General features: G+C 66.1%; 16 protein-coding genes. 11 read left to right on the top strand and 5 right to left on the bottom strand.

Annotated features, from left to right (window positions below):
• Nucleotides 1-65: 65 nt before the first annotated feature.
• Nucleotides 66-410 (top strand): hypothetical protein, encoded by a 345-nt coding sequence (locus tag EBS_RS13120; protein ID WP_052199508.1) that lies wholly within the window; start codon nucleotides 66-68, stop codon nucleotides 408-410.
• Between the two features lie 77 nt (nucleotides 411-487).
• On the opposite strand, the gene EBS_RS10365 is transcribed toward EBS_RS13120, so the two are convergent.
• Nucleotides 488-1,057, bottom strand: coding sequence for a uracil-DNA glycosylase family protein (locus EBS_RS10365; protein WP_043109701.1), 570 nt, complete (start codon nucleotides 1,055-1,057; stop codon nucleotides 488-490).
• A 130-nt stretch (nucleotides 1,058-1,187) separates the two neighbouring features.
• On the opposite strand from EBS_RS10365, the gene EBS_RS10370 reads away from it, so the two are divergent.
• The 4 genes from EBS_RS10370 (at nucleotide 1,188) to EBS_RS13125 (ending at nucleotide 5,486) form a co-directional block, all read left to right on the top strand.
• A complete protein-coding gene (locus EBS_RS10370) occupies nucleotides 1,188-2,189 on the top strand; it encodes a zinc-dependent alcohol dehydrogenase family protein (RefSeq protein ID WP_043108599.1) in 1,002 nt (333 codons plus the stop codon).
• Nucleotides 2,186-2,938 (top strand): ATP-binding protein, encoded by a 753-nt coding sequence (locus EBS_RS10375; RefSeq protein ID WP_043108600.1) that lies wholly within the window; start codon nucleotides 2,186-2,188, stop codon nucleotides 2,936-2,938. The genes EBS_RS10370 and EBS_RS10375 overlap by 4 nt, the downstream gene beginning before the upstream one ends.
• A 209-nt stretch (nucleotides 2,939-3,147) precedes the next feature.
• Entirely contained in the window at nucleotides 3,148-3,558 is a 411-nt protein-coding gene (locus EBS_RS10380) for a rhodanese-like domain-containing protein (protein ID WP_052199509.1), read from the top strand.
• Between the two features lie 44 nt (nucleotides 3,559-3,602).
• A complete protein-coding gene (locus tag EBS_RS13125; RefSeq protein ID WP_052199510.1) occupies nucleotides 3,603-5,486 on the top strand; it encodes a methyl-accepting chemotaxis protein in 1,884 nt (627 codons plus the stop codon).
• Here the strand turns inward: EBS_RS13125 and EBS_RS10390 are convergent.
• Nucleotides 5,476-6,435 carry a D-2-hydroxyacid dehydrogenase gene (locus tag EBS_RS10390; RefSeq protein WP_043108601.1) on the bottom strand — a complete coding sequence of 320 codons (960 nt, stop codon included), beginning with the start codon at nucleotides 6,433-6,435 and terminating at the stop codon, nucleotides 5,476-5,478. The genes EBS_RS13125 and EBS_RS10390 overlap by 11 nt on opposite strands.
• A 100-nt stretch (nucleotides 6,436-6,535) precedes the next feature.
• Between EBS_RS10390 and EBS_RS10395 the strand changes: the two genes are divergently transcribed.
• From EBS_RS10395 to EBS_RS10415, 5 genes are all read left to right on the top strand, one after another.
• Nucleotides 6,536-10,342 carry a DUF3683 domain-containing protein gene (locus tag EBS_RS10395; RefSeq protein ID WP_043108602.1) on the top strand — a complete coding sequence of 1,269 codons (3,807 nt, stop codon included), beginning with the start codon at nucleotides 6,536-6,538 and terminating at the stop codon, nucleotides 10,340-10,342.
• Nucleotides 10,343-10,561: 219 nt separating this feature from the next.
• Nucleotides 10,562-11,179 (top strand): carbonic anhydrase, encoded by a 618-nt coding sequence (locus EBS_RS10400; RefSeq protein WP_043108603.1) that lies wholly within the window; start codon nucleotides 10,562-10,564, stop codon nucleotides 11,177-11,179.
• Between the two features lie 124 nt (nucleotides 11,180-11,303).
• The gene (locus EBS_RS10405) at nucleotides 11,304-11,753 is read left to right on the top strand and encodes a hypothetical protein (protein ID WP_043108605.1); all 450 of its coding nucleotides are present in this window, start codon (nucleotides 11,304-11,306) and stop codon (nucleotides 11,751-11,753) included.
• 211 nt (nucleotides 11,754-11,964) lie between these two features.
• Complete coding sequence (locus tag EBS_RS10410) at nucleotides 11,965-12,288, top strand: sulfur globule family protein (protein ID WP_043108606.1); 324 nt, start codon at nucleotides 11,965-11,967, stop codon at nucleotides 12,286-12,288.
• Between the two features lie 150 nt (nucleotides 12,289-12,438).
• Entirely contained in the window at nucleotides 12,439-13,095 is a 657-nt protein-coding gene (locus EBS_RS10415; RefSeq protein ID WP_052199511.1) for an SIMPL domain-containing protein, read from the top strand.
• Nucleotides 13,096-13,139: 44 nt separating this feature from the next.
• Here the strand turns inward: EBS_RS10415 and EBS_RS10420 are convergent, their stop codons facing one another.
• A complete protein-coding gene (locus EBS_RS10420; RefSeq protein ID WP_043108607.1) occupies nucleotides 13,140-13,808 on the bottom strand; it encodes a hypothetical protein in 669 nt (222 codons plus the stop codon).
• 209 nt (nucleotides 13,809-14,017) lie between these two features.
• On the opposite strand from EBS_RS10420, the gene EBS_RS10425 reads away from it, so the two are divergent.
• Entirely contained in the window at nucleotides 14,018-15,364 is a 1,347-nt protein-coding gene (locus tag EBS_RS10425; RefSeq protein WP_052199512.1) for a TlpA disulfide reductase family protein, read from the top strand.
• 51 nt (nucleotides 15,365-15,415) lie between these two features.
• On the opposite strand, the gene EBS_RS10430 is transcribed toward EBS_RS10425, so the two are convergent.
• Together EBS_RS10430 and EBS_RS10435 are read right to left on the bottom strand one after the other, a co-directional pair.
• Nucleotides 15,416-15,871, bottom strand: a complete 456-nt coding sequence (locus EBS_RS10430) for a hypothetical protein (RefSeq protein WP_043108608.1) — start codon at nucleotides 15,869-15,871, stop codon at nucleotides 15,416-15,418.
• Complete coding sequence (locus EBS_RS10435) at nucleotides 15,868-16,269, bottom strand: hypothetical protein (RefSeq protein WP_043108610.1); 402 nt, start codon at nucleotides 16,267-16,269, stop codon at nucleotides 15,868-15,870. The genes EBS_RS10430 and EBS_RS10435 overlap by 4 nt, the downstream gene beginning before the upstream one ends.
• Between the last annotated feature and the right edge of the window lie 71 nt (nucleotides 16,270-16,340).

Below are 16,340 nucleotides of genomic sequence, written 5' to 3' on the forward strand. Positions count from 1 at the left end.
GTCACCAAGGCAACCATCATCCAGGCATCTCTCGGAATGGCCTTGATTATTGGTATGCTCGATCCATGCCCCAGCACCTGCCCAAGACCCTCGCCGCCTGGCCCGACGGCGAACTGCTCACCATTCTGAACGAGGAACTGGCCGCCGCCGACCCGGCCTGGCTGGCGCCGGAGCGCCTGCTCGCGCGAGGCAGCCATGTCGTGGGCCGGCCGCGCTTCATGATATTGGGCAGCCAGGCCGATGACAAAAGAGTGACCCTGCACCTGGGCGTTTTCTTCCAGTCCGTGATCGCCGGTTGTGGCTGCGCCGACGACCCCACGCCCGAGGATCGCATCGAGGAATACGGCGAACTGCGGCTGACCCTCGACCGCCATGATGCCCGTGCCGAGATCGAGCCCGTCGATGCCTGATGCCATCCGGCAGTGATTCTCGTCGGCCTGCAGGCCGATCCACGAATCCCGGGTGGCCGCAACCCGCGGATCGCGCTTCAGACCGACATGCCGCCGCTTCCGGCTGCTTCCTGCAAACTGGTCCAGGCTGGGTGGTGCTCGATCAGCGCCAAGGCATGCGCGAGCAGCGTCTTGCCTGGTTCGGTGCGGTGCCAGGTCGAGGCCCCCGAGGGATGCGGCAGGGGAATGCAATCCGTCTCCCGACCGAAGCACTCTACCCGATGCTGCTGGCCGATCACTTCGCTCAGGCGGTGGCATTCGATGAACTGGGCGATCGCCAGCTTGCCGACCGGGATCAGCAGTTGCGGAGCGAGCAGCTCGCATTCGCGTTCCAGCCAGCGGCGGCACTGACGGATCTCCTGCGGTGAGGGCACGCGATCACCGCCGCGGGGTTTCTTGCCGGGAAAGCAACGGCACACCGCCGCCATGTACACCCGCTCGCGCACCTCCTCCTCGTTCAGCCCAATGCCCGAAAACCACTTGAACAGGGTCTTGCCGGCAGTCCAGGCGAAGGGCCGTTGCAGCTTCGGCTCCTTGTCACCTGGTGCCTGGCCCAGCAGCAGCACCGGTGAGCGCACGGGCTGGCCCACCACTGGCGGCGGCTGCATGTCGGGACAGCGACGGCAGGCGCGGAGTTCGGCCTGGTGATGAATCAGGACTTGCAGGGTATCAGTCAAGATCGGACACTGGCACCAACAGAAAGACCCACACTATAAGGCAAGAACGAGGAGACTGCCCATGCGTGCCGTGCAGATGACCGCCGTCGGCGGCCCCGAGGTACTCGAGGCCGTCGAGATCCCGGAACCCCAGATCACTTCGCCCACCCAGATCAAGGTGCGGCTGCGAGGTGCGGGCGTGAATCCCATCGACACCAAGATTCGCTCGCGCGGCCTGTTCTACGATGCCGAGCCACCGGCTGTCCTCGGCTGTGACGGCGCCGGTGAGGTGGTCGAGACCGGCAGCGAGGTCGATCGCTTCACCGTCGGCGACCGCGTCTGGTTCTGTCACGGCGGACTGGGCCGCGAGCCGGGCAACTACGCCGAGTACACGGTGCTGGAGCAGGCCGAGGCCGAGCGCATGCCTGAATCGACCGACTTTCACCATGCCGCCGGCGGCCCGCTGGTGCTGATCACCGCCTGGGAGGCGCTGTTCGATCAGGCACGGTTGGGCGCCAGCGAAACGGTGCTGATCCAGGCCGGGGCCGGTGGCGTGGGCCATGTCGCCATCCAGCTGGCGAAGGCCCGCGGCGCACGCGTGCTCGCCACCGCCGGCAGCGAAGAAGGTCTGGCCCTGTGCCACGAACTGGGCGCCGACACGGTCATCGACTACCGCGCGGGAACGGTAAGCGAACAGGTACTGGCACAGACCGGCGGCCGCGGGGTGGACGTCTGCCTGGAGAGCGTCGGGCCCGATGTCTTCCGCGACAGCATCACCGCCATGGCGCCTTACGGCCGGCTGGTCACCCTGCTCGACCCGGGCCTTGAGCTCGACCTGTCGCAGGCGCGCACCAAGAACCTGATCATCGCCTTCACCCTGATGCTCACGCCGATGCTCATGGACCTGCGTGCGCCGCGCCTGCACCACGGCGAGATCCTGCGCGAGTGTGCCGCACTGATCGACAGTGGCCGTCTGCACCTCCACCTGGCCGACGTGCTGCCACTGGCGCAGGCCGGCGAGGCGCACCAGCGCATCCAGCAAGACCATGTGCACGGCAAGCTGGTGCTCGACCCGACGACATGAAGGAGACTCCCTGGGCACGGCCGCCGAAGGCCCTGCTGCGCAAGGTCGGTCGCGCCATTGCCGACTACGACATGATCCGCGAAGGCGACCGCATCCTGCTCGGCGTCTCCGGCGGCAAGGACTCGCTGTCGCTGTTGCAGGTGCTGCTGCACCTGCGCGCGCACGCGCCGGTACGCTTCGAACTGGGGGTAATCACCGTCGACCCCGAGGTGGAAGGCTTCGACCCCTCCTCGCTGACCGCCTACTACGACCACCTCGGCGTACCCTGGTACTACGAGGAGCAGCCGATCATGGAAGATGCGAAACAGCGCATGCAGGGCGACTCCTTCTGCGCCTACTGCGCACGCATGAAGCGCGGCATCATGTACAGTACCTGCCGTAGACACGGCTACAACGTGCTGGCGCTGGCCCAGCATCTGGACGACCTGGCCGAGAGCTTCCTGATGCCGGCCTTCCACCAGGGACGATTGGGCACCATGAAGGCACATTACGTGAACGATGCCGGCGACATCCGCGTGATCCGCCCGCTGGTCTATGTGCGCGAGACCCAGACCGCGGCCTTTGCCACCGATGCCGGCCTGCCCATCATCCCCGACTCCTGTCCAGCCTGCTTCAGCGCGCCCACCCAGCGCGCGCACTTCAAGCAACTGCTGGCGCGCGAAGAACGCGACAACCCACAATTGTTCGCCAAGTTGCTCGCGGCCATGCGACCGTTGATGGGCGGCCAGCAGACAGACGACGGTCGCTGACACGGGTGCAGAACTGGCGTCCCTACCGCGAACCTTCGGCCCGGGGACGGGCCTCCTGCAGTTGGGAATGGCCCCTCCGCCGCGAACCAACCCTCCCCTGATCGCAGTTTCCCTAAAGTTTTTCCGGACTCTCCCGAAACAGCCAACAAGACCGGTCGCCCAGGAAGGGGCAGCACCGGTCGTTCATGACCGACCAAAGGAGAAGCTTCATGAAGAGACTGCACGGAATCGTCGCGAGCATCCTGCTGGTCTGCTTCCTCACCCCGGCTCTTGCCGGTGTTTCGCCGACCTCGGTGGAAGGCGCTACCACGATAGACACGGCCAAGGCGCGCGAACTGTTCGACCGGGAAGTGGCCTTCATCGACACCCGCAAGGACAGCGACTGGGACGCCGGACGCATTCCCGGCGCCATTCACCTGGATGTGAAGAAAGTGCTGTCGCCCGAAACCCTGGCGGCAGAAGTCAGGAAAGACGAGCCGGTCGTGTTCTATTGCAATGGCAAATCCTGCATGCGCAGCTCCAAGGCGAGTGCCAGGGCCGTGAGCTGGGGATGGAGCAAGGTCTATTACTATCGTGACGGATTCCCCGCCTGGAAGGCCGCTGGCAATCCCATCGAATAAATCACACCCCGGCACCCCATACCGTCCTCGCGGAGAATACCGTCATGAAACGATGGACCCTCAAGACCCAGCTCCAGGTACTCAGCCAGGTCAGCCTCCTGATCATCGCCGCCACGCTGTGGACCGGCCAGAGCCACCTGACCAACCTGCTCACGCAACAAACCGAGAACAGCACCCTGCAGGCCACCGATCTGACCTGGGGCATCCTGGTGGACACCCATCGGCAGGCCCTGCTCGACAAGGCCCGGGAGCTGACCCGTAACCGCGACCTGCTCGAGGCGCTGCGTGACGGAAACACGGAAACCCTGCGCGAGGCAGTAATGCCCACCGCGCGCCGCCTCCAGGCCGGCGGCGAGATCGACGGTCTGGTGATAGCCGACATCCAGGGCAAACCCTTGCTGCACACGGAGGGAGCGCCCCTCGGCGACGGTGTCCGCCGCCTGCTCCGCAAAATCGCCAGCCAGCGCAAGGCCGCGAGCGACCTGGCCAACATCGGCGGACAGCCGGTGTTGCTGGCGGGCTTTCCCCTGTACCGGCGCGGCAAGCCGGCCGGCGTCGCCGTTTATTACATACAGCTGGTGAAGATGGTGCCGCACCTCACGAACCTGAACGAGCAAGAAGAGCAAGGCATGACTGCCTGGCTGCTCACCACCGACGGCGAGGTGCGTTTCTCCAGTGATCCGCAACGCACGCTCGACACACGGCAACTGCCCGCAATCGACACCCGTGGCTTGTACTCGATCGACGACCAGGACAAGGTGTACGCCACTTCGATACTGCCGATTCGCAACCAACAGGGCGAACACGTCGCCAGCCTGGTGCTGCAACGCGATGACACCGAGGCGGCGAACGACATTCGTTTCACCCTGTGGGCAGAACAGCTCACCGGCCTGGGCGTGCTGATCGGCATGGCGCTGTTGATCTCCTGGGCCATGACCCGCGCCTTCCAGCCCTTGCGCAAGGCCATGGAAGTGGTCGAGGCCATTGCCCAGGGCGACCTGACGCACGAGATCGAATGCCATACGCGCAACGAGATCGCCGACATGCTGCAGGGCATGAGCGAAATGCGTGATCAGTTGCGCCATATCGTCGAATCCCTGCTGCGGAGCACCGAGGCCTTGCGCAACGAGGCCCACGAAGCCTCGGAGATTGCCGCCAACACCAGCGAAGGGGCGGCCCGGCAACAGTCCGAGACCCAGAGCGTAGCCACTGCCATGACGGAGATGGCCAGCACCGTGATGGAAGTGGCCAACAGCGCGGCCCATGCCGCCACGGCCGCCGAAGAGGCCCGGCAACGCGCCGGCGAGGGCGACGAGGCGGTGCGCAAGGTGCGTGACAGCATCGAGAGCCTGGCCGAGAAGGTGCAGTCCAGCGCCGAGGCCATCCGTCAGGTAGAGCAGGAGTCAGATGCCATCGGCCAGATCCTTGACGTCATTCGAGGCATCGCTGAACAGACCAACCTGCTGGCACTCAACGCCGCCATCGAGGCGGCACGCGCCGGCGAACAGGGACGTGGCTTCGCGGTGGTAGCCGACGAGGTACGCAGCCTGGCCAGCCGCACCCAGGAGTCCACCGCCGAGATCCAGGCCATGATCGAACGCCTGCAGGGCGGCACCCAGGTCGCGGTCACCGAGATGGAACACAGCCGGGACCAGGCCGGCGACACGGTGCGCCAGGCCCAGGCCGCCTCCGACATGCTCCAGGCGATCACCGAGGCGGTCAACCAGTTCTCGCAGATGAATACCCAGATCGCCACCGCGGCCGAACAGCAGAGCACCGTGGCCGAGGAGATCAACCGCTCGGTGATCAGCATCTCGGGCATTGCCGAGGTATCGGCCGAAGGCGCCCACAAGGCCGCCGAGTCCAACGGCCGTATCGCCCAGCTCGCCAACGAGTTGCAGCAACTTACCGCGCGCTTCAGATTGTAACCCGGTTGCGCGGCTGACCTGCCAACCAACCGCGAACGTTGGCCGCCGTCTGATCCACCACCGCCTGCCGGGCTCCACGCCCGGCCCAGGCGCTGTGCGGCGTGAGGATCAGGTTGGGAATGTCCGGTGCCAGCAGTGGGTGGTCCAGCGGCGGCGGTTCACGGTCCAGCACGTCGATCGCCGCCCCACCGATCACCCCCTCGCGCAACGCCTCGACCAGCGCCACGTTGTCCACCACGGCGCCACGCGCGGTGTTGATCAGCAGCGCGTGCGGCTGCATGAGGCGCAGCCGCCGTGCATCGATCAGTCCCTCGGTCTCCGGGGTGAGCGGCACGTGCAGGCTCACCACGTCCGACCGCTCCAGCAGCGTATCCAGCGGCACCCGGCCCGGGCGCGCATCGTCCGCGTTGCGTTGTGCAATCAGGATCTGCATGCCGAAGGCCTCCGCCAGCCTCGCCACGCCCCGCCCCAGTTCCCCGTAACCGATGATGCCCAGCGTCATGCCGCGCAACTCGCGCACCGGGTGATCGAGCAGACAGAACTGCGCGCTGCGGCTCCACTCCCCGGCCCGCACCGCCGCGTGATAGGCGAACAGCCGTGTGTGGTGCGCCAGCATCACCGCCATCACATGCTGGGCCACGCTGTCGGTGGCATAGGCGCGCACATTGCTCACCACCACCCCGTGTTCCGCCGCCGCGGCCAGGTCGATGTTGTTGGTGCCGGTGGCCGTCACGCACACCAGCTTCAGGCGCGGCGCTGCCTCGAACACCGCCCGGTCCAGCACCACCTTGTTGAGCACCACCACATCGGCCTCCCCGATGTGCGCCAGGCGATCCTCTGGCGCAGTGGCCGGATACTCACGCCAATCATCCAGCAGGTTCCGCAGCGCGGACAGATCAAGATCCTCGGGATGCAGGGAGGCCAGATCGAGAAAGACACCGGAAAGCATAAGGAAATCCTGATTTGTTGACGAAATTCGCATTCTAACTACCGGCACGACCGCCCGCCGATCCGGTAGAATACGGCTTTGGCCGACCGGGTCCGCCTTCATGGAACGCATCCGAGAGATCCCCTACAACTACACCTCCTTCTCCGACCGCGAGATCGTCATCCGCTACCTGGGTGAGGCTAACTGGCAGCTCATCGAGCGGCTGCGCGGCAGCCGTCGCACCGGGCGTTCGGCACGCATGCTGTTCGAGGTGCTGGGCGACATGTGGGTGGTCGAGCGCAATCCCTACCTGCAGGATGACCTGATCGACAACGTCGAGCGGCGCAACGCGCTGATCGAGGCACTGGCACACCGCCTGCGCCAGTTCGAGGCGCGGCTGAACGACAACGCCGATGCTGCCCGCCTGCTCGAGGCCGCGCGCGAGGCGGTGGACCGCTTCGCCAACTGCTTCGGTGAGCGCGCCCAGCTGCGCGCCCGGGTGCGCAAGGCGCTGGCCAAGGTCACCCGGCGCGACAACATCGATTTCTCGGGCCTGGCGCGGGTCTCGCACGCCACCGACGCCACCGACTGGCGGGTGGAGATGCCCTTCGTGGTGATCTCGCCAGACACCGAAGAAGAGGTCGCGCCCGTGGTGCAGGCCTGCATCGACTGCGGTCTGAGCCTGATTCCGCGCGGCGGCGGCACCGGCTATACCGGCTCGGCAGTGCCACTGGACGCGCACTGCGCAGTGATCAACACCGAGAAGCTGGAGTTCCTCTCCGACGTGGAATACATCGAGCTGCCCGGGGTGGAAGGCACTGTGCCCACGGTACGCGCCGGCGCAGGCGTGGTCACCCGCCGGGTCTCCGAACTGGCCGAGCGCCACGGCCTGGCCTTCGCGGTCGATCCCACCTCGCAGGACGCCTCGACCATCGGCGGCAATATCGCCATGAACGCCGGCGGCAAGAAGGCGGTGCTCTGGGGCACCACGCTCGACAACCTGGCGAGCTGGCGCATGGTCACCCCACAGGGTGACTGGCTGGAGGTCACCCGGCTGGAACACAACCTGGGCAAGATCCACGAACAGGAAACCGTGCGCTTCTCGCTGCAACGCTACGCGCCCGACGGTCACACTCCGCGTGGCGAGCCCGAACTGCTGGAGATGCCCGGCAGCGTCTTCCGCAAGGCCGGCCTGGGCAAGGATGTCACCGACAAGTTCCTCGCCGGCCTGCCCGGCGTGCAGAAAGAAGGCTGCGACGGCCTGATCACCTCGGCACGCTTCATCCTGCACCGCATGCCCGCGCACGTGCGCACCGTCTGCCTGGAGTTCTTCGGCGACGACCTGGCCCGCGCGGTGCCGGCCATCGTCGAGATCACCGACTTCATCGAGGCCACCGAGGGCGTGCAGATCGCGGGGCTGGAGCATCTCGACGAACGCTACGTCAAGGCGGTGCGCTACAGCACCAAGGCACCGCGCCGCGAGCGGCCCAAGATGGTGCTGATCGCCGATCTCGTGAGCGACGACGAGGCCCTGCTGGGGCGAACCGCCAGCGAGGTGGTGCGCCTGGCCAATGCACGCGAGGGCGAGGGCTTCATCGCCGTCGGCGCCGAGGCGCGCGCCCGTTTCTGGGCCGACCGCGCACGCACCGCGGCCATCTCGGCACACACCAACGCCTTCAAGATCAACGAGGACGTGGTGATCCCGCTCGCGCGGCTGGCCGAGTACAGCCGCGGCGTCGAGCGCATCAACATCGAGGAGTCGATCGCCAACAAGCTGGAGGTCATCCTCGCCTTCCGCCACATCCTCAGCGAGGAGCGCCCCGAAAAGGACGAGGGCGGCATCGTCTCGGGCAAGTTCGACCTGGCCCTCGAACTGCTCGACGACGTGGAGCACCGCTGGCAGACACTGCTCGACAGTCTCGACGAACCAGCCGCGACCATCGAGGTGCTCGATGCGGACGAGCGCGCACGCATCCGCGAGGGCGACCGAGTGATCGACCTGCTGCTGCGCCGCGACGTGCGCGTCTCCTACCGCGGCGAGCTCAAACAGCCGCTGCGCGAGATCTTCCGCGGCAGCGACTGCGAACCGCTGCGCGAGCGCCTGCGCGCCACGCACGCCGAGATCAAGAACGAGCGCCTGTTCGTGGCCCTGCACATGCACGCCGGTGACGGCAACGTGCACACCAACATCCCGGTGCATTCCGACAACTACCGCATGCTGCACCGCGCCGAGCGCATCGTCGACCGCATCATGGCACTGGCACAGTCACTTGACGGGGTGATTTCCGGCGAACACGGCATCGGGCTCACCAAGATCCACTACCTCGAACCCGAAAAGCTCGCCGCCTTCGTCGAGTACAAGCAACGGGTCGATCCCGAGCAGCGTTTCAACCCCGGCAAGCTGATGCCCGGCTCCGGGCTGGAGGGCGCCTACACGCCCTCGCTGCGCCTGGTGCAGCAGGAGGCGCTGATCCTCGAGCAGAGCGAGCTGGGCGCGCTCAACGACGCCATCCGGCACTGCCTGCGCTGTGGCAAATGCAAGCCGAAGTGCATGACCCACGTGCCGCGCGCCAACCTGCTGTACTCGCCACGCAACAAGATCCTCGGCACCGGACTGGTGATCGAGGCCTTCCTGTACGAAGAGCAGACCCGACGCGGCATATCGGCACTGCACTTCGAGGAGATGAACGACATCGCCGACCACTGCACCGTATGCCACAAATGCCAGCCGCCCTGCCCGGTGGACATCGACTTCGGCGATGTCACGGTGCACATGCGCAAGGTGCTCGAACAGGCCGGAAAGAAGCGCTTCAACCCGGGTACCTGGGCGGCCATGCAGTTCCTCAACGCCACCCGTCCCAGCACCATCAAGGCGCTGCGCAAGGGCATGCTGGAGTGGGGATTCAAGGGCATCAACCTGGCCTACGGTCTGGCCAGGAAGACCGGCCTGCTGCGCCGCAACGCCACCCTGCCCGCAGCCACCACCGGACGCCCCAGGCCAGTCGAGATCGCCATCGAGCTGGTGCGCCGGCCGATCCGCGTGGAACTGCCGAAGCGCAGCTACCGCACCGAACTGGGGCTGGAAGATCCGACCCATGTCCCTGTGATCCGCGATCCCGCGCGCGCCGACGAGGACGCCGAAGCAGTGTTCTACTTCCCCGGCTGCGGCTCCGAGCGCCTGTTCTCCGATGTCGGTCTCGCCACCCTGGCCATGCTCTGGGAAGTTGGCGCCCAGACCGTGCTGCCTCCCGGCTACCTGTGCTGCGGCTATCCGCAGACCGCCGCCGGCTTGCACGAGAAGGGCCAGCGCATCACCACCGACAACCGGGTGCTGTTCCACCGCGTGGCCAACACCCTCAACTATCTCGACATCCGTACCGTGCTGGTCTCTTGCGGCACCTGCATCGACCAGCTCATGAAGTACGAATTCGAAAAGATCTTCCCCGGCTGCCGCCTGCTCGACATCCATGAATACCTGATGGAGAAGGGCGTGAGCACCCAGAATGCACCAGGCGTGCAGTATCTCTACCACGATCCCTGCCACACCCCCATGAAGCAACACGACCCGGTGGAGGTCGCGGCCAGCCTGTTGCAGACCGAGGTCCGGCTGTCCGACCGCTGCTGCGGCGAGGCCGGCACCCTGGGTACCGCGCGCCCCGACATCGCCAACCAGCTGCGCTTCCGCAAGAGCGAGGAACTGCGCGCCGGTATCCGCGAACTGACCGGGCACGAACGGGCCGAGGGACAGGTCAAGCTGCTCACCAGCTGCCCCGCCTGCCAGCAGGGCCTGGCCCGTTACGCCGACGAGACCGGCCTGAAGACCGACTACATCGTGGTCGAGCTGGCGCGCGCCCGCCTGGGCGAGGACTGGCAGCGGACCTTCATTGAACGAGCAAAGGCCGGGGGCATCGAGCGTATCCTGCTGTAGCAGGCCCGTCCCCGGGTCGAACCGTTCGCGGCGGGGACGCCGCTCCCGCCGCAGGAGGCCCGTCTCCAGGCCGAACCATTCGCGACGGGGACGTCGCTCCTACCCGTAGGAGGCCCGTCCCCGGGCCGAACCATTCACCGCAGCCCCCTTGCTTTGCATCCCCCCTCGATTCCCTGTAGCTTTGCTCCGGCCGTAACCTAGGGAGTATCCGCCCACACCATGATCTCCGCTCTCGAAGCCCTGCAGAAACTCCGGGAAGGCAACGCCCGTTTCGTCGCCGGTCAGGCGCAAACCCCCGCGCTGAGCTGTGCCGACCGCCGGCAGTCACTGACCAGCGGCCAGACGCCCTTTGCCATCATCCTCGGCTGCTCGGATTCACGAGTACCCGCCGAGATCGTGTTCGACCAGGGCCTGGGCGACCTGTTCGTGATCCGCGTGGCGGGCAACATCGTGGCCCCCTCGCAGGTCGGCAGCATCGAGTTCGCCGCCGAGCGTTTCGGCACGCCGCTGGTGGTGGTCCTGGGCCATTCGCAATGCGGCGCCATCTGCGCCACCATCGAGGAACTGGAACGCCCCGCGGAGAACCGCTCCCCCAACCTGCGCGCCATCGTCGATCGCGTGCGCCCCTCGGTAGAACCTCTGATGGACACCGAGCTGCGCAATGACCGCGACCGCCTGATCGACCGCGCGGTACACGCCAACATCCGCGCCGCGGTCAATCAGCTACAGCATGGCTCGGCCATCCTTGAACGCCTGATCGCCGAGGAGCGCCTGATGGTAGTTGGTGCTCACTATTCTCTGGAGACCGGCGAAGTCAGCTTCGATACGCCGGATTGAGCGCCAACCAGGGGGTGCGGCTCCCCTCCCTGAGACATCAGGGATATCTATGCCCGCATCATTGAACCTTATTGGCAACCTAATGTCAGAGTATTCGGATGCACTGATATTAAGGAGGTATGCCATGAGCAGCCTGATACCGAACTTCCCGCCGAATGGCGTGGTCACCATCAACCGGGTGATCCTGAAACCGGGATACACGATCGACGACCTCCAGGAGCGCGTGGCGCTGCTGTGCGAGAACGTCAAGACATACCATTCCGAGACCGGTTTCGTCGGCGGCTTCGTGGCACTCAACAGTGGGCAGATCTCCAACGAGGGGTCGACCGTGGGCCAGGCCGTGGAGAGCCCGCTGAAGGACCGCGAGGCCCTGATCGTGACCTTCTGGCGCAGCTTCGAGGACCACGAACGCTCGCACCGCAGCGACACCTTCCAACCGCTGTTCCGCGACGTGCTCGAACTGTGCGAGAACGGCAACGAGGAGATCGCCTATCAGATGCTCTGGTCCGGCGCGGCCTACTCGCCCGAAGAGGCCCGTGCCGCACGCGAAGCCAAGGAACGTTACGCGGCCTGAGTGGTCTGACAGGCGATCGCTCTCCCATCCCTCCATAGCGATGGCGTTGCCCCCTCAGTTCGAGGGGGCTTTTTTCGTTCCGGAACCAATTCCCCCGGGCAGACTCCGGTATTGACATTTAAGAAATTGCTTATATACTTTCGGGCATCGACGAGCTGTACCGGTCGAACCAGACACGCAATCGTTCGCACAAAAGAATCCGGAGAGAATCATGAAAAAGATCATCGCCATCGCTGCCATCATCGCTTCCGCCCAGGCCTCTGCCTTCTGGGGCTGGGACAACAGCAACAACGCTACCGACGGCCGCTACAACGGCAAGGGTGACTTCAACGGCAACGCTACCGGCGAGGCCGAGGCCACCTTCAGCATGACCTTCACCGGCAAGGGCAAGACCCGCGGCGATTTCAAGGGCAACGGCGACAGCAACAGCAACTGGGCCGCCTATGGCTACGATGCCCCCTACTACTACGGCTACACGCCCTATGCCGCATCCGTCACCCCGGTGACTGCCCCTGCGCAACCGGCTGCCCAGTAAACTCTGCGGCATCATCGGCGGATCGAAGGCCCGCATCTCCGGATGCGGGCCTTTTGCTTGTCCACGCCCAACCACAGAAGACAGCACGGAACCAAATTCCCCTGCACGGGGCCAAAGATCCCGGAACCACCGCGATACCGGGAGCCCCCCATGCGTCAATCCCTGCTGTTTCTGTTACTGACCCTGTTCACCGCCGGCGCGCTCGCCGAAGCTCCCCCGTACAACCGGGTCAGCCTGTCCGAGCAGGCCAGCACCGAACTGGAGAACGACCGAATGGTCGCCATCCTCTTCGCCCAGGCCGAAGGCCACGACACCGTGGCACCGGCACGCGAAGTCAACCGCACCGTTCGACAGGCCGTGAACAAGGCCCGCCAGCGCCCGGGCATCGAGGTCAGCACGCTCAACTACCGCACCCAGCCGGTGTACGAAAAGGGCCGCATCGTGCGCTGGCGGGTGACCCAGCAGGTCCGCCTGGAGAGCCACGAAGGCCAGGCGCTGGGCAAGCTGATCGGCGAGCTGCAATCCGACAGCCTGCGCGTGCAGTCACTGGGCTACCGGCTCTCGGAAGAGAAACGCCGCCAGCACATCGACGAGGTGATCGAACAGGCACTGCAACGCTTCACCCACCGGGCCCAACGCATCGCCGCCACACTGGGCAGGAAGGGCTACCGGCTGGTGCGCCTGTCGGTCAACGAGGGACGTCCCGGGCCGACGCCGGTACGCCTGGATGCCATGGTGGCCGACACCCCGCTGGCCAGGCGGGCAGGCCCGGTGACCATCGAGTCGAGGCCGGCACCGCGCGCCTGAGCGTGACGGTCAGCGGCGAGATCGAACTGCTCGACTGATCTCTTTCAGTTCGGCGCCGGCAACCCTTCCTCGATCTGCGCCAGACGCGCCCAGGCCTCCGGCAGACGGCGCTCGGGATCGCGGCTGGCCAGCAGGGCACGAGCCTCACGCGCCAGCTCGCCGCGCTGCGCGTCGTCGAACAGGGTGAGCGCGGCGGCCACCGCCTCTTCGCTCTCGCTCAACAGGGTAGGCACCAGCGCCTCACGGTCGATCAGCGACTCGGGATGCAACAGATCGGCCACGAGCGGCTGTTGTAACAGGGTGAAGTGCAGGGCCCGCGCCTGTTCCTCCATCGCCAGTTCCTGCACGGCCAGGGCATCCCCCTCGGCATTGGCACGGACGGTCTGCAAGATGGCCCCGATGAGGTGCTCGATCGCCTGCTTGTTGGCTCCCTGTTCGTCGGCCAGCCCACAGGAGGTCTCGTACAAGCGTTCCAGATCCTCCTTGAGCTGAAGCACCACCTCGGTCTCCTCGCGCGGCTTGAGCGCCACCGCGCGTGACACCGTCTGCCGCAACTCGGTGATGAAGGCCAGCAACTCCTCGTGGTCCAGACGCTGCACCTCAAGCAGGGCCTCGTCATCCGCCACCGCGGGTGGATCGAACAGGGGATTGTCCAGGCGCCGCCGGTAATGACGCTCGTGGCGGCCGGGCAGCTCGCTGAAGGGAATTCGCATGCAACACCTCGGATGGAGAAGGCCATGATTCTACCAGTCGGGGCGGTACCGGGAATCTCGAACCGCAAAAAGACCGGGGACGCGAAGACGACATGCCCGCTCCCTCTCGGGGAAAGACAAGGCATGAAGACGGAAGCTTCTCCCCCTTTCGTCGTCTTTCATGTTTTCATGGCAAATCTCTTTCGCAGCACGAAAACGGAAACCGGAAAATGCCCTCGAACCGCCTTCCTACAGGTCGCCCCGCCGCACGCCTCCGCTTCCGTCGGGGACTGGCGTGGCTGCTGCTGGGCCTCTGCCTGAACACCCTGGCCGTCACCTTGCCGCAGGAACAGGTTCTCACACTGAACGACGGCACCGAACTGCCGCTGGGCATCTACCCTGCCGAAGGCTCGCGCCTGCTGCTGTGGCTGCCCTCGGAGTTCGGTCCATCGCCACGCCAGGGCACACTGGCCGAAGCACTGGCGGCACGCGACATCGAGGTCTGGCTGCCCGACCTGCATGCCGGCTGGTTCCTGGCGCCCGGTCGCTACAGTCTCAACACGATTCCGCCGCAAGCGGTCGCCGAGCTGATCGCACAGGCAGCAGCCACCGGCAAGCAGGTCTTCCTGCTGGCCTCGGGACGCACCGCGGCGCTGGCCTTGCGCGCCCTGCGTCACTTGCAGCTCGCGGGCCGCTCGGGTGCGAACATCGCGGGGCTGATCAGCATTGGCCCGCGCCTGTTCCTGCGCACGCCGCAAGGCGGCGAAGCGGCGGACTTCCTGCCGATCACCACCGCCAGCAATGTCCCCATCCACATCCTGCAACCACGCAACGCCGGGGGGTTCTGGCGACTCGGCCGGGTCATCCGCATGCTCGAACAGGGCGGCGCGCCGGTATCCTGGCAGGTGATCGATGGCGTGCGCGACGCCTTCCACGTACGCGATGACACGGTGCCCGCCGAGGAAGCCGCCAGCGCCCGCCTGCCCGACATGCTGGCCACCGCGATGCAGCTGCTCGCCCCCTCGGGCGGGCTGCCGACCAAGGCGGCACCGATGGCCGGCGAGGACCTGGCCCCGCGCGCTGCCGAGGCCCACGAGCTGCTGCGCCGCTACGAGCCACCCCACCCCGCACCCAAACTGGTGCTCGCACGCCTGGATGGCAGGCCGCTCGACCTGCGTTCATTGCGAGGCCAGGTGGTGCTGGTGAACTTCTGGGCGACCTGGTGCCCGCCCTGCATCGAGGAGATCCCGGCACTGGAGCGCCTGTACCGTGCCCGCCGCGATCAGGGGCTGACCATCCTCGCGGTGGCCGTGGGCGATCCGCCCGAGCGGGTGCGCGACTTCCTGGCCAGCCACCCCGTGCGCTTTCCCGTACTGCTGGACGAGCAGGGCGAGGCGCTCAAGCGCTGGGGGGTACATGCCTTTCCCACCACCTTCGTGCTCGACCGCGCCGGGCGTATCCGCCACGGCGGCTTTGGTGCCTTTGCCTGGGACGGACCGGATATCGCCCCCTATCTCGAACCGCTGCTGCAAGACGCGCTCCGGCCCGCCCTTCCTGACAGACCCCACTCCCCCTGAAAGGGGCACCAAACCTGTCAGGGTGTCACCCTGGCGTCTCATGGTCGGCGCTCAGACCGCCGGAGGCTCCACCGCCAGGCGATCCGCCAACACCGTCAGCTCACGGCGCATGATGCCGGGCAGGGCCGCTCCGGGCACCAGCAGATCCTCGAGCAGAGGGGTGTCGTCACCGCGTTGCGCCGTCCAGTCGGCCTCTTCCGGCATGCGTACCTCGCCGCACCAGACTGCGTGCCGCGAGCGCAGCTCCAGCCGATAGCCCAGGCAGTCATCGAACACCGCGGGCAGCATCAACCAGTAACCGTGACACTCGTGAAGCTTGTGCAACGCAAACCGGGCGAAGGTGACATAGTTGGGATGATCCTGCTCACCACGCAGGCCCGCAGCCCAGGCGCCCTGCGGTACATCACCGCGAAAGCCGACAAGCAAAACGTCACCCCCCTGCCCGGCGGCGATCTGCGCACGCAGCCAGTCGATGGCCGGGTCGGGCGTGGCAAAGGCGGCACTCAACGGAACAGCTCGCGTGGCAGGGGATTGCGGAACCAGGTCTTGCCGCCGTCCGGACTGTGCCAGACCTGGCGGTCGATCACCTTGCGTACCACCTGCTGGTCGGTGAGCACATATTCGATCACTGCGGTCTGTGCCCAGCGCCCGTCGGGCAGCTCGCGCATGTCACCGGCCTCGTAATGAGTGACCCGGACCTTGCCCAGGGTAGGCGGCAGTTCCACCTTCGCACCGGGTTCGACGAATGCATAGAGTTTGAGCAAATCACTCCAGCGCGCGATGGCCTCGTAGGCACGCACCCGCAGACCCAATTCCTTGGGCACCGGCGCATAGGGGTTGGTGGCCATGCAGGCGGCCAGCGACAAGGCAAGCAACAACAGCACCGGCAAGCGCATCCGCAGCATTTTTGACGACTCCCTCGACTGACAAGGGCTTCATGGTAACCGAGGGAACCCCTGAACACGTCATGAAACGC

The sequence above is a fragment of the endosymbiont of unidentified scaly snail isolate Monju genome (assembly GCF_000801295.1).
GTDB lineage: Bacteria > Pseudomonadota > Gammaproteobacteria > Chromatiales > Chromatiaceae > MONJU.